Source organism: Pedobacter sp. (assembly GCF_045628745.1).
In the GTDB taxonomy this organism is placed as follows: domain Bacteria; phylum Bacteroidota; class Bacteroidia; order Sphingobacteriales; family Sphingobacteriaceae; genus Pedobacter.
The window spans coordinates 1-12710 of the sequence record NZ_JAZQPU010000105.1; the positions used below are offsets into that span (position 1 = coordinate 1).

A 12710-nucleotide genomic window follows, 5' to 3' on the forward strand; every position below is an offset into this window, starting at 1 on the left:
ATGGAAGCAACAGTTTGTTCTTTATAGCATCCTTATAAGCGTAAGCACTTTTTATTTTCGTTTGTTGCACATCATTCATCAGCATAAGAAACGTGCCCTTAAAATATTTATGGATCTCCAGAATCATCATTTTATTAATGATAAAGCTACGGTGGATTCTAACAAACTGATCAGGGAGGCGGTCCTGTAAATAAGTCAAAGAAAACTCAATTAACTTCTCCTCTTCTTTAGTATGGATAACCACATATTTATCTGTGGCTTCAAAAAAGCAGATATCAGCCACTCTGATTAAGTTGATCTTATTTCCTGCTTTCACAGGTATGGTGCTTATAGGCTCTTTTACCGGCTGATGATCAATTAAGGCCTTTATTTTTTGCAACATTGACGAGCCTCCCATTTGTTTTTCCATCACCCTTTTCATGGTCATTTCAAGCCTTTCGCCCACTAGAGGTTTAAGTAAATAATCCAGCGAGTTTTGCTCAAAGGCCTTCACCGCATATTCTTCATAAGCGGTAACAAAGACAATCATGGGCATATACTGCAAATTAGCAAGCACGTCGAAACCATTAAATTCAGGCATTTGAATATCCAGAAAAACAAGATCAGGACGCGAAGTATTGATCAATTCCACAGCCGACCGTCCATCGTTAACCGCAGCAATAATCTCAATCTCCGGGTAAGCAGCAAGCACCTTTTTTAACCTGTGGATGGCCATCTCTTCATCATCAACCAGCAGTGTTCTTATTTTATCGTGGAAGGGTAATTCTGACATGTTTCTCTGAACTATTGTTAAATTCTATAGTATACCGTGTTTCATATAAAAGCGTGAGTTTATTCATCACCATCTGCAGGCCATTTCCAGAACCTGCTTCCATTAGAAAGGGTGGCCCTGTATCTGAAATGGTCATGATTAAATGCTGTTCATCCACTGTAATCCCGACCTTTATCAAGCCACTCGCCATAGTTTTTTCTATACCATGGATCACTGCATTTTCAACAAGGGGCTGCAATACAAATGAAGGAACCTGCAAGTTCAATATTTCCTGATCTGCCATAATACTATACCTCATCCGCTTTTGATAACGGATTTGTTGCAGTTCAAGGTAAGTTTTAACAATGGCCAGCTCCTCACTTAAGGGATGAAAAGTAGCGCTGTTTTTATTTAGGGTAAAGCGGAAGAACTTTGATAAAAGTATCACCATTTCTTCTGCTTTTTGAGGATCTTTAGAGATCAATCCAGCTATGGTATTGTGCACATTATACAAAAAATGTGGGTTAACTTTAGCCCTTAAAAGCTCTAGCTCAATCAGCGTTTGCTGTTGTTCTAATTGTAATACGCGGTACTGCTGACTGGATATCCTAGATTCAAGTATATTTTTCCACTCCTCACTGACATAAATAGGGATGCCTGTAACCAGCACAATCAGGCAGTTTAACACATAAATGCTGCCACCGTTGAAGAGCTGATAATGTTGACCCGGCAAAATCATTGCCTGCAACAAAAAAGTAAGCTCAGAACCCAATAAAGCGGCCGCCACTAATAGCACCATCATGATCACCGTTTTTAAACTTTGAAAATTCGTGATCCCGATGAAATAGTACCTGTAATTGATCACCAGCATCATCAAAGAACCGATGCTTACGCTAGACAAAACGGAAATGAATATCCGCTGCGGTCTGTTGTCATAATTAAAGAATAAGTAGAGACCGAAGGCAAAGCCAATGAGGATGCAAATCAATAAAGTTTTTACAATGGTTTTCATCTGCTTTTAGAAACTAGGTTAGTTTTACGGAATATGTTTTTCTTGCTGTAATAGATGAAGGTAACAATAATAAAAATGAGCCCCATTACCGATGGAAGAAATTGACTATAGGGTTTGTAATTTGAAAAAACAGTGCCTGAAAAAGCAGAAGCGATGGCACTCAATGCGCTCATCATTTTATAAATATGTTCATAAATCATGGCTCTGAAAAGAACATGAACAGGCATCAGAAATTTTAAAAGATCATAACAGGTAACCAAAAATAAAGCACCAATAGTGGAATAAGTGATAACCGGCGACCAGTATAAGCCCAGCGAATGGATATAATAAAGGTAATAAATAGACGAAGCCATCACGAAAATTGGAATTACGCCATCCAGTAACGTAGGCTTTTGTCCCCGCAGTTTAATGCTGCGAATTCCACTGAAACAGGTATAGCCACTCAATAGGGTAATGACTAGCAGAAAGGTGTTGCGCTTAAAAACAAAGACCCCTATTAGCGCTGTTAATATCACTACGACCATGATCCACATAAAGAACCTTCCATATTGAACATGCCTTTTTCCACCCTTTTTTACCACCGCAGCCGTTAAACCTGCCAGGAGTGCAATGGTGCCCGCTATAACATGGGTAACAATATTGAGCTGATGTATATTTTCCATGATTTGCTGATTTATTGACGGGTCAAATCAACGGCAAAAGCAGTACATAGGAAACAAATTTCCGACGAACAGGGAAATATTCTGCTGAATAAGGTAATTATACCAATTTGTTCACTACTTTATTGAGTGTTAAGCCCTGTACAATAATAGAAAAGACAACAATACAGAAACTAGCCGTCAAAATCAGCTCACGGTAAGGCGAAGGTTGCAGCGACAAGGCCAGCGCCACAGATATTCCACCTCGAAGACCACCCCAGGTGAGTATTAAAATACTGTTATACTGAATACTTAACGAGCGTCTTAACAAAACTACCGGCAGAAAAATGCTGAGCATCCTTGCAATAAGTAAAATCAATATAGCTATTCCACCTGCAATAAAGTAGCTGCTTTGAAATGATACAGAAACCATTTGCAGGCCAATCAATACAAAAAGAATGGTATTTAACAATTCGTCAAATAGCTTCCACACCTGTTCCAGGTATTCGTTAAGTTTAGCATCTTCTTCCTTGCCAAAAGGATTACTACCTATCAATAAACCAGCGGCTACTACGGCCAATGGGATAGAAACATGCAATATGCTACCTACAAAAGAGATAATCATGACCAGGGTGAGAGAAATCATCACAATAGTTTGGAAATCGCGGATCCCCTTGATCATCTTAAAAGCAATCCAACCTAATACAACTCCTAAGGCTAGTCCACCGAAAACTTCCTGTGCAAATAACAACGAAGTATGCGACCATGAAATGGTTGTTCCCGGTGTAGCCGCTAATCCAACAAAAGTAATAAAGAGTACAATGCCAATACCATCGTTAAACAGCGATTCTCCATTGATAATGGTTTCCAGTCGAGATGGCATTTTGGTTTTTTTCAATAAAGCAGCAACGGCAACAGCATCAGTAGGCGAAACCAGGGCGCCAAAAACCAGGCAATAGATATAGGGAATTTCAATCCCAATCAATCCTGCCGTATAATGAAAAATTGTTCCAAAAATTAGGGTTGATAACAATACCCCTACCGTACTGATGATGACAACACCCTTTAAGTTGGACCTTAATTTTTTAACGTCAAAATGCAATGCACTGGCAAAAAGTAAAAAGCCGAGTAAAATATCTAATAGTGTAGTAGAGAAATCTATAGAGGCAGTCAGCTCAGTAATGAGCTGTGTAAACTGCGGTACCATTTTACCGGCAAATACAGTAATCATAGCCGATCCTATGGCGAGCAACATCACACCTATCACCCCTGGTAATTTTATCCAACGCGCATTGATATAACTAAAAATAGAGCTTACGGCAAATAAAGTGGTGATGACGGTAAATAAATTCATTGATGCTTGTACTGTTGATGGAAGTTACAAAGATAACAACTCTCATTTAGGGATATATATAGAAATAATAAATTGAATATCTTGCCCTTCGAATGGAGGGCCCCAGAGGTTTACATTAAAATTATGCAATTAGCAGAAGATTAACAGTATAAAATGATCAAGCCGGATCTTGTGCTTGCACTTTCCAGAAGGGCTCAATAAGATGTTACAGCTGTTCTGTTAACGTTTGTATGCTCACAAATATCACATTCCTTTAATCAATTGACGTAAAATATTATTTTAGGTACAACAATATTTTTAAATTAACTTATTTTTGTACCATGTCAACAGAAACAAAAGAAGAAACATTTACACTCGCGGAAATCCTGGCCTCGATTAAAACGACCAACCGTTTAATTTTATGGAACGATGATGTGAATACTTTTGACCATGTGATATATTGTATGATGAAATATCTGGATTATAGCGAGTCGCAGGCAGAGAAAATTGCCTGGGAAGTGCATACCAAAGGAAAATGTGCCGTATTGGAAGGTTCCTACACAGAAATGGAAATTTACCGCAAGATCCTTAAACAAGAAGGATTAACTGTATCAGTAGACTAAGCTAAAGCCCTAAATATTGCCGTCAGTTCTTTCTGTGTAGTGAGGGTTTTATCCTTCGCATACCAGCTGTGCAGCTTTTCTGCGGTAACCATCATGTCGTCACTTTCCTTTTTCCAATCTGCCAACAAAGGACTTAGCAATGCTGGTCTGGGTCCCCATTTATTCACCACTTCACCCTTTTCATTGACAATCAATAGAATAGGAATTGCACGTCCTAAGTTGGTGAGGTGGGCATCTATCAAGTTTAAATGCTCATCTCTAAGCACAAGACGTAAGTCAAAATGAGCGGGAGCGGCTAAAACTATTTTATTAAACAAAGGCACAAGCTGTGCAGCATCACCACACCAGCCCTCAGTGATCACCAGCAAACGGTATATGCCTTTTACGTGAGTCAACACTTCTAAAAACTCTGCATTCAAAGGAATAGTCTTATCCAACCTACTCATGCGCTGCACATTCATTTTAGTATAATGTAACATGGCATCAGCATGGTCGGTGCCTGTAGTCTTGCCTTCGCTCAGCTTTTGGTCTATTAATTCCCTATATAAAGTGTAGGTTAGTCCGCTTTCTTCAAAAATAGTGTTGTATTCGATCATTTTCTGTTGTAATAAAGTAGTTACTCCATTAATATTAAACTTCCTAGCCGTTAATTTGTCTTAAGAAACAAACCAATATAAAAAAAGAAGAAGATTGATGAAGAAGCATGTTTACAAAGTTTTATTATTTACCCTAATCATTTCTACCCTAACGTTAAATTTACGGGCGCAAGTAGCGGAGCAGGCAACCATTGTGGCAAAGATTATCGATGCACAAAGTAACCAGACTGTACCATTTGCTACCGCAAGTATACTCAACAGAAAAACAAAAGCAATAGTTAAAGTTGCACAAACTGATGTAAACGGCAATTTAAGGCTTACGGGCATTCCCGCGGGCGTTTTTACTTTTAAAATAAGTTATGTTGGCTACCAAACCATGGTGAGGGATTCCCTATCTATCAGCACTCAAAAAGAAATTAACCTGGGTACCATCAAAATGAACCCTGCCAAGGGCACCGTGCTGAAGGAAGTGCAAATTACGGCTCAGAAAAGCACCATGCAACTGGGTATCGATAAAAAAGTATTCTCCGTAGATCAAAGTTTAATCAGTGAAGGTGGTTCAGCTTCAGACCTTTTACAAAACGTACCTACCGTTCAAACCGATATGGAGGGTAATGTAAGCTTAAGAGGATCTGATGGTGTAAGAATTTTGATTGATGGCAAACCTTCTTTAATTGCAGGTGGTAATGTGGCTCAAATTCTGCAATCTATTCCTGCAAGTTCCATTGAAAGTGTTGAAGTGATCACCAACCCATCTGCAAAATACGATGCCGAAGGCCAGTCGGGTATCATCAACATTGTGTTAAAGAAAAATAAAAAGCTAGGCCTCAATGGTAATGTTGCTTTAACAGCAGGTAATTACGACACCTATAATGCCAATACCAGCATAAGTTTTCAAAATAACAAAGTAAACCTTTATGGTAATTATGGTTTCCGCACAGGCAAGCGCTTAAGTGATGGCTACAGCAATACCAGTTACTTAAGACCTACATCGCCAATTTTCCTGGCCAATCAAAACTCTGATTCCGAAGGTTCTGACAAGGGACATAATGTGAAAGCAGGTATCGATTATTCTCTTACCGATAAAGACGTGATCAGCTTTTCCGGAGGTTTTAACATCAGGGAGAATGACAGGTCAGAATTTCAAAACTTCAACTCCTTAAACAGTCAGTTGACGACTATTGAACGCAGCAACAGGGTTAATGCTGACAAAAGAAGTGGTAACAGCTTTGATTTAAACCTTGATTATGTACATAAATTCAGTAAACCAAGAACGGAATTAACTTTCAACTTTGGTTATGCGAAGGGCAGTAACGACAACTTCCAACAGTATAATACTGAAATCTTTAACCAAAATGGTGCTGATGTAACTTTACCTTTAAAAGTGAATAACAATAATGGTATCGGCGATGACAAGAACTATAACATCCAGGCAGATTATACTTTGCCTATTGGTAAAACAGGAAAGTTTGAAGCAGGTTACCGCAGCCAGATTCGTTATGCTGACAATAATACCATTGCAGAAAAACTGAACACCACCACTGGTGCTTATGAAATGGATTACCAGGTTTCTAACGATTTCAACAGCAAGGACCAGGTACATGCTATTTATGCCAACTACCAGAATCAAATTAATAACTTCGGTTACCAGTTTGGCTTAAGGGCAGAAGATGCTACTTTAAATACCGAATCTGGTGCTTACAGTGCAGGTAATGGTGTTGCTTATACGCCAGGAAAAGTGGCTTATACCAGGTTATACCCTAGCGTTTTCTTAACCCAAAAGTTCAAAGACGAACAACAGGTTCAACTGAGTTACAGCAGAAGGGTTAACAGACCTAGAGGATGGGATACTAACCCCTTCCTTGATATATCCGACAATCCAAACTATCGCCAGGGTAATCCAAACCTTAAACCAGAAGATGTGCATGCTTATGAGTTCAGTTATAATAAATACTGGCCTAAAGTAACTTTTATTTCCAGTGTATATTTCCGTCAAACTAACGACGTGATCCAAAGAATCAGAACATCAGCTGATGAACTTGGCGTGGGTATCAACATCACTACACCACAAAACTTAACCAGAGAAAGATCAACAGGTCTGGAACTGATAGGAAAAATAGATGTGTTAAAAGCATGGAATTTTACTGCCAATGTCAATTTGTTTCAACGTAATATTCAAGCCGTGCCTGAATATGGTATAGAAGAAAATTCGGGTTTCAGCTGGGATGCTAACGTCACCAATAACATTACCCTTCCTTATGGCATTACTTTACAAATCAAAGGAGACTACAGGGCAGCACAGGTTATGGCACAGGGAAAAAGAAATGCGATGTATGGCGTAGATGCGGGTGCAAAGTATGATTTCCCTAATAAAAAATCATCACTTAGTTTGAATGTGAGAAACGTTTTCAATACAAGAAACTGGAGCATGACTTCAACAACTGTTGATACGTCGATGGATTTCAGAAGATATATGCAAGGGCCTAATGCTAACCTTACTTATTCATACCGTTTTGGAAATACGACTTTCAAAGCTAAAAAACCTAAAAAAGAACAGCAGGATCAACAAGGCCCTGACGAAGGCTCATTTTAATCACCCAAAACCGCAACGAAAGTTGCGGTTTTTTATTAACGCTCCATTGAATAAACAACTACTTTATTTAAGCCTCTTTTTTATTCTTTTATTCCCTGCAAAAGCCTGGTCTGCTGCAACGGGCAGCATTACTGGCAAGGTCATAGATCAGGTAGATGTCTTACCCATCCCCTCGGCCTTGGTTTCTCTCTACCTTGGAGAGGAAAATACCCAGCCTATTTACACCATCCCCACAGATGAAAATGGTAACTTCACCTTCCATGCTTTAAAACCTGGCACCTATAAAATTAAGGTCAGCTATATCGGCATGACCTCCTTGTTTGTCAATGCCATTGTTATTGGAGAAAAGGGTGGCGAAAAGGACCTCGGTATTTTAAAAATGAGTGGTGATCAAAATTCTTTGGCTGAAGTCACCATCACTGCAGAAAAACCTGTCGTAGAATTTGGTGCCGATATGATTACCTACAATGTGAGTCAGTCCTTACTCGCTGAAGGCAGCACCGCCACAGATCTACTTAAAAACGTGCCCATGGTACAAGTGGATATTGAGGGTAATGCCACCATAGCGGGCAAAAGAACAACCCGGATCTTCATAGATGGTAAACCATCAGATTTTATGACCTCCAATATTGCAGATCTGCTCAATGTTTTGCCTTCTGATGCCATTGAAAAGATAGAAGTGATGACCAATCCACCTGCACGTTATTCTGCTGATGGCGAAGGGATCATCAACATTGTCATGAAAAAAGGTTTTAAGATAGGTTTTAACGGAAATGCAGGTCTTACTACAGGCGTGCAGGGAAATGTAAATGCCAACACCAATGCGTCGTATAGGGCAAAGAAATATGGCATCAATGGCAGTGCCTCCATCAGGCAGAGTAATGCCACCAGAACAAACTCCTCCTTAAGGGAAAACTTCTCTCCAGACACCACTTATTATTACGACCAGTTTGGCAATAGCAAAAGTAAAAACCGAGGTGGCAACTTTCGCTCAGGTTTAGATTGGGACATCAACAGCAAACAAAACTTACGCCTGTCCACTAACTTTAACCTCAATACCAGCAATGGGAATTCAGGAAATACCTTAAACTACCTGAACGACAAAAAAAACCTTACCCGGATTCGTGATCAGCAAAACAGCAATGAGGGCGATAGCCATAACTTTGTTTTTAATGCTGATTATGACCTCAAAATTGACAGTACGGGTCAGAAATTGACAGCAGGTGTAACCTATAGTAAAAATGCAAACAGTAGTTTCAGCAGCCTCGACAGGAAGTACACATTCCCCGATTATGCCAGTCCGACGATGCAGGAAAACGATAACCAGGCCGCTAACCAGAGCATCAATTTCAACCTTGATTACGATAAAGCTGTATTTCAAAAAAGAGACCGACTAGAATTGGGCATGAGCTACAATTATAGAGAAAACGACAACGATTTACTGGTGCAGAACTATAACTTCAGTACAGATGAATTTGAGGTAAATGAAAAGTTAACTAACCAGTTTCTATACCAGGAGCATATCGTTGCAGGTTACGCCACTTACAATTATAAGAAGAACGGCTGGGGCATTAAAACAGGTGTACGTTCTGAGTTAACCAAAGTCAACTTTGAATTATCTACCGGCAGTGCCTATCCCTTAAAACCTTACCTGAGTGTTTTCCCTAATATCTCTTTCAACCGTTTTTTCAAAAAGAAATATAACCTTGGTGCCACCTACAGTGTGCGGATCAACAGGCCACGGGAAAACGCATTGAACCCACAGGTCAACAATACTGATCCTTTAAATATCAGTTATGGAAATGCAGCATTAAACCCTGCCTATACCCATCAAATGGATTTAAGCTTCGGCATGTTCGAAACCAAATGGTCTTTTACACCACGCCTGTCTTACTCCACCAGTAAAGGCGTTATTGAAAGATACCGTACGGTTTCGAATGGCATATCTGAAACTACCTTTGATAACGTGGGGTCTAACCACTCCCTCGCCCTTATTTTGATTGGTAATTACCGGCCTAACAAAAAAATCTCTACCAATGCCAATATGAGTGTCATTCAAAGTAAATATACCTCCACGCTGAACAGCTCTTTAAACCGGGATGGGATCAGTTTAAGAGGTGCGCTGGGTTTCAGCATGCAGCTGCCCTATAAAACAGCTTTCGAATCTAACCTCAACTATGCCAATAACATCAATGCCCAGGGCCGTACAAAAGGCTCTGTAAACACCAGTTTGGCGGCACGGAAAATGTTCTTCCAAAACAAGTTAAATGTAAGGATAAGTGGCAGTGACCCTTTTGGTAGAAAAAACAACAGCCTTTTTAACGAAGGAAGCAATTTCAGGTTAAACAGCTATTCTACCAGCAACACCAATAACTTTACCTTAAGTGTTAATTACAGGCTTACAAAATTAAACAAGGCCTTAAGGCAAACCCCTTAATTTTGTATCTTGCACCATGGATGAAAATAACCCCTGGACCACTTTAGAAAGTCGTAAGATATATGAAAACAACTGGATCGGTGTTACAGAGCACCAGGTCATCAATCCTTCTGGTGGCAAGGGGATTTACGGTGAAGTACATTTTAAAAATCTTGCTATAGGCATTTTACCCTTAGATGAGCATTACAACACCTGGCTTGTCGGTCAGTTTCGTTTCCCTTTAAACGCCTATAGCTGGGAAATTCCCGAAGGCGGCGGCCCTTTACACCATGAACCTTTAGACAGCGCCAAGCGCGAATTAATGGAAGAAACAGGCATTGTTGCCCAACAATGGAAGGAAATTCAACGCATGCATTTATCAAATTCTGTAAGCAATGAACTTGCTATTATCTATATTGCACAGGAATTAACCATGGGCGAAGCTGAACCTGAAGAAACGGAGCAGCTGACCATCAGAAAACTTCCTTTTGAGGAGGCTTTTAACATGGTCATGACCGGCGAAATCACAGACAGCATGAGTGTGGCTGCCATTCTAAAAACCAAAATATTACTGGCACAAGGGCAACTCTAACATGGCCGTTTAAAAACAAATGATATACTGAATGAAAAAACTTATTGGATACCTGTTAAGCCCTGTTTTCTACCTCTTTTTCCTTTTAATCCTCATCATCTTCCAGCCCATCCAATGGCTGTGTTATAAAGTAAGTTACCGTGCACATAAAAAATCTGTAGATGCACTGAACTTTTTCCTTACCTATTGCCAGTTTGCCTTAGGGAACTCCATAACCTTCATCAATGAGCAACATTTGCCTGTTGACCGCCCTATTATATTTATTGCCAACCACCAGAGCATGTATGATATCCCTGGCCTGATCTGGTTTTTAAGGAAACACCATGTTAAATTTATCTCTAAAATTGAGCTCACCAAAGGGATTCCTTCAATTTCCTTCAACCTTAAATATGGTGGTGGTGCAAATATAAACCGCAAAGACCGCAAACAATCCATTGGAGAAATTATTAAACTGGGACGCAGGATGCATGAAAACAACTGGTCGGCCATGATATTTGCTGAAGGTACCCGTGCTAAAGATGGTATGATGAAAAGATTCCATGTTGGCGGTATAGCCACCCTGCTAAAAATTAACCCTAATGCATTGGTAGTGCCCATTGCTATCGAGAACTCCTGGAAAGTGGTGCAATATGGCAGTTTTCCGTTGAGTACAGGAGAAAGTCTTAAATGGACTGTATTGCCTCCTGTAGCTACAGAAGGCAAATCGCTGGATGAAATTACACTGGCTGCAGAAATGGCCATCCGCGAGAAACTGCAGCAGCCGCTTCCGCTTTAAATATTTTTATTGTCGATGCGCTTAAAAAAATCTTCCCGGTAAGTATCTCCGATGGGAATGATTTTGTTGGAAATAGTAATGCGACTCCGTTCAATACTTTCAATCTTATCTACCGAGATGATATAAGATTTATGCACCCTTATAAATTGTAAGGAAGGCAATGTTTCTTCCATTTTCTTCATGTTCTGCAACGTAATGATGCGCTCATTTTTAGTGAAAATAGAAATGTAATCTTTTAAGCCTTCAATATAAAGGATGTCATCCAGTTCTATCTTTTGAATTTTATGTTCTGTTTTCACAAAGATAAAATCCTGCACAGGCACTGGTGCCGGGGCTACAAGATTGGTAACAGGTGCAGGCGCTGGCGCCGCTACGGCCACTGATTTCTGAAGCAGGTTATGTACCTTTTCTACAGCCTTATAAAAACGGTCAAAGGCAATGGGTTTTAGCAAATAATCAGAAACATTAAGGTCATAACTTTCCAATGCATATTGAGAATAAGCAGTAGTCAGGATATAATTTGATTTGCCAGATGCAATCTTCAAAAACTGTATGCCGGTAAGCTCGGGCATCTGCACATCAAGAAATACCAGGTCTATGCCTCCCGCCTGCACCAGCTGTAAAGCTTCGATGGCATTTTCTGTACGCTTTACCAGTTCTAAAAAAGGAACTTTAGAAATATAGTCTTCTAAAATATCCAATGCTAGTGGCTCATCATCCACAGCTATACATTTCAATTTCATCATATGTCAAGCATTAATTCACTGGTATAATGTGTGGCTGTATTGACAATATTTAACCGGTACCTTTCAGGATACAATAACTGTAACCGGCGCTCCACATTGTTCAAGCCCACACCCCCCACTTCATCTTTATTAAAATTATTCTTTTTATTTGTAATACTAAAATGCAGTATCTTTTGGTTGGCAATCAGGTTTATTCTTATAGGATCTGTAGGGTCATTTGCCACCCCATGTTTAAAAGCATTCTCTACAAAAGCAATCAATATTAAAGGTATAATAGGCTGGTCATCAATTTCACCACTCACCTGGAGCTCCACAGCCGCACCATCCTTAAAACGCAACTTCTGCAGCTCAATAAAGCTTTTTACATAGTCAAGTTCCTTGCTCAGCGATACCCAGCTATCGTTACTTTCATAAATCATATAACGCATAATTTCAGAAAGTTTTAACACCGCATCTGCCGTCTTATCAGATTTCTGGTAGGCCAGAGAATAGATGTTGTTTAAAGAATTGAAGAGAAAATGAGGGTTGAGCTGCGACTTTAAAAACTGAAGTTCCATGTCCTTTTTTTCACTCTCCAGCTGGCGTTGAACCCTCTCATTGCCAAACCAGTCTACGGCAAACTTAATCAGCGCGCT

At 39.8% G+C, this 12710-nt stretch carries 12 protein-coding genes; 5 read left to right on the forward strand and 7 right to left on the reverse strand.

Features of this window, described 5'->3' with window-relative positions; translation table 11 throughout:
- From ACR2F7_RS04525 to ACR2F7_RS04540, 4 genes are all read right to left on the reverse strand, one after another.
- Positions 1–772: LytR/AlgR family response regulator transcription factor (locus tag ACR2F7_RS04525; protein WP_432712402.1), on the reverse strand; the 772-nt coding region annotated here is incomplete at its 3' end.
- Positions 747–1763 carry a sensor histidine kinase gene (locus tag ACR2F7_RS04530; RefSeq protein ID WP_432712403.1) on the reverse strand — a complete coding sequence of 339 codons (1017 nt, stop codon included), beginning with the start codon at positions 1761–1763 and terminating at the stop codon, positions 747–749. The genes ACR2F7_RS04530 and ACR2F7_RS04525, both read right to left, overlap by 26 nt.
- On the reverse strand, positions 1760–2425 hold the full coding sequence (locus tag ACR2F7_RS04535) for a hypothetical protein (protein WP_432712404.1): 666 nt from the start codon (positions 2423–2425) through the stop codon (positions 1760–1762). Before ACR2F7_RS04535 ends, ACR2F7_RS04530 begins: the two co-directional genes overlap by 4 nt.
- 97 nt (positions 2426–2522) lie before the next feature.
- Complete coding sequence (locus ACR2F7_RS04540) at positions 2523–3755, reverse strand: cation:proton antiporter (RefSeq protein ID WP_432712405.1); 1233 nt, start codon at positions 3753–3755, stop codon at positions 2523–2525.
- A gap of 320 nt (positions 3756–4075) precedes the next feature.
- Here ACR2F7_RS04540 and ACR2F7_RS04545 point away from each other — a divergent pair, with 320 nt between their 5' ends.
- Positions 4076–4357: an ATP-dependent Clp protease adaptor ClpS gene (locus tag ACR2F7_RS04545; RefSeq protein ID WP_432712406.1), complete on the forward strand. Its 282-nt coding sequence runs from the start codon at positions 4076–4078 to the stop codon at positions 4355–4357.
- Here the strand turns inward: ACR2F7_RS04545 and ACR2F7_RS04550 are convergent.
- The gene (locus tag ACR2F7_RS04550) at positions 4354–4953 is read right to left on the reverse strand and encodes a thioredoxin family protein (RefSeq protein WP_432712407.1); all 600 of its coding nucleotides are present in this window, start codon (positions 4951–4953) and stop codon (positions 4354–4356) included. The genes ACR2F7_RS04545 and ACR2F7_RS04550 overlap by 4 nt on opposite strands.
- A gap of 97 nt (positions 4954–5050) precedes the next feature.
- Here ACR2F7_RS04550 and ACR2F7_RS04555 point away from each other — a divergent pair, with 97 nt between their 5' ends.
- From ACR2F7_RS04555 to ACR2F7_RS04570, 4 genes are read left to right on the forward strand one after another with little or no spacing between them, the layout of a single operon-like run.
- Positions 5051–7546: a TonB-dependent receptor domain-containing protein gene (locus ACR2F7_RS04555; protein ID WP_432712408.1), complete on the forward strand. Its 2496-nt coding sequence runs from the start codon at positions 5051–5053 to the stop codon at positions 7544–7546.
- 46 nt (positions 7547–7592) lie between these two features.
- The gene (locus ACR2F7_RS04560; protein WP_432712409.1) at positions 7593–9983 is read left to right on the forward strand and encodes an outer membrane beta-barrel protein; all 2391 of its coding nucleotides are present in this window, start codon (positions 7593–7595) and stop codon (positions 9981–9983) included.
- Positions 9984–9999: 16 nt separating this feature from the next.
- Positions 10000–10554 carry an NUDIX domain-containing protein gene (locus ACR2F7_RS04565; protein ID WP_432712410.1) on the forward strand — a complete coding sequence of 185 codons (555 nt, stop codon included), beginning with the start codon at positions 10000–10002 and terminating at the stop codon, positions 10552–10554.
- A 31-nt stretch (positions 10555–10585) separates the two neighbouring features.
- Positions 10586–11329, forward strand: a complete 744-nt coding sequence (locus tag ACR2F7_RS04570; protein ID WP_432712411.1) for a lysophospholipid acyltransferase family protein — start codon at positions 10586–10588, stop codon at positions 11327–11329.
- Here the strand turns inward: ACR2F7_RS04570 and ACR2F7_RS04575 are convergent.
- Positions 11326–12075, reverse strand: coding sequence for a LytR/AlgR family response regulator transcription factor (locus ACR2F7_RS04575; protein ID WP_432712412.1), 750 nt, complete (start codon positions 12073–12075; stop codon positions 11326–11328). The two genes, ACR2F7_RS04570 and ACR2F7_RS04575, sit on opposite strands and share 4 nt — an antisense overlap.
- The coding region (locus ACR2F7_RS04580; protein ID WP_432712413.1) for a sensor histidine kinase at positions 12072–12710 on the reverse strand (639 nt) is incomplete at its 5' end. The genes ACR2F7_RS04580 and ACR2F7_RS04575, both read right to left, overlap by 4 nt.

Bases quoted from the DNA above. Each gene is read 5' to 3' on its own strand.
- ACR2F7_RS04530 (WP_432712403.1), bottom strand. From the start codon at position 1,763: ATGAAAACCATTGTAAAAACTTTATTGATTTGCATCCTCATTGGCTTT.
- ACR2F7_RS04535 (WP_432712404.1), bottom strand. From the start codon at position 2,425: ATGGAAAATATACATCAGCTCAATATTGTTACCCATGTTATAGCGGGC.
- ACR2F7_RS04540 (WP_432712405.1), bottom strand. From the start codon at position 3,755: ATGAATTTATTTACCGTCATCACCACTTTATTTGCCGTAAGCTCTATT.
- ACR2F7_RS04545 (WP_432712406.1), top strand. From the start codon at position 4,076: ATGTCAACAGAAACAAAAGAAGAAACATTTACACTCGCGGAAATCCTG.
- ACR2F7_RS04550 (WP_432712407.1), bottom strand. From the start codon at position 4,953: ATGATCGAATACAACACTATTTTTGAAGAAAGCGGACTAACCTACACT.
- ACR2F7_RS04555 (WP_432712408.1), top strand. From the start codon at position 5,051: ATGAAGAAGCATGTTTACAAAGTTTTATTATTTACCCTAATCATTTCT.
- ACR2F7_RS04565 (WP_432712410.1), top strand. From the start codon at position 10,000: ATGGATGAAAATAACCCCTGGACCACTTTAGAAAGTCGTAAGATATAT.
- ACR2F7_RS04570 (WP_432712411.1), top strand. From the start codon at position 10,586: ATGAAAAAACTTATTGGATACCTGTTAAGCCCTGTTTTCTACCTCTTT.
- ACR2F7_RS04575 (WP_432712412.1), bottom strand. From the start codon at position 12,075: ATGATGAAATTGAAATGTATAGCTGTGGATGATGAGCCACTAGCATTG.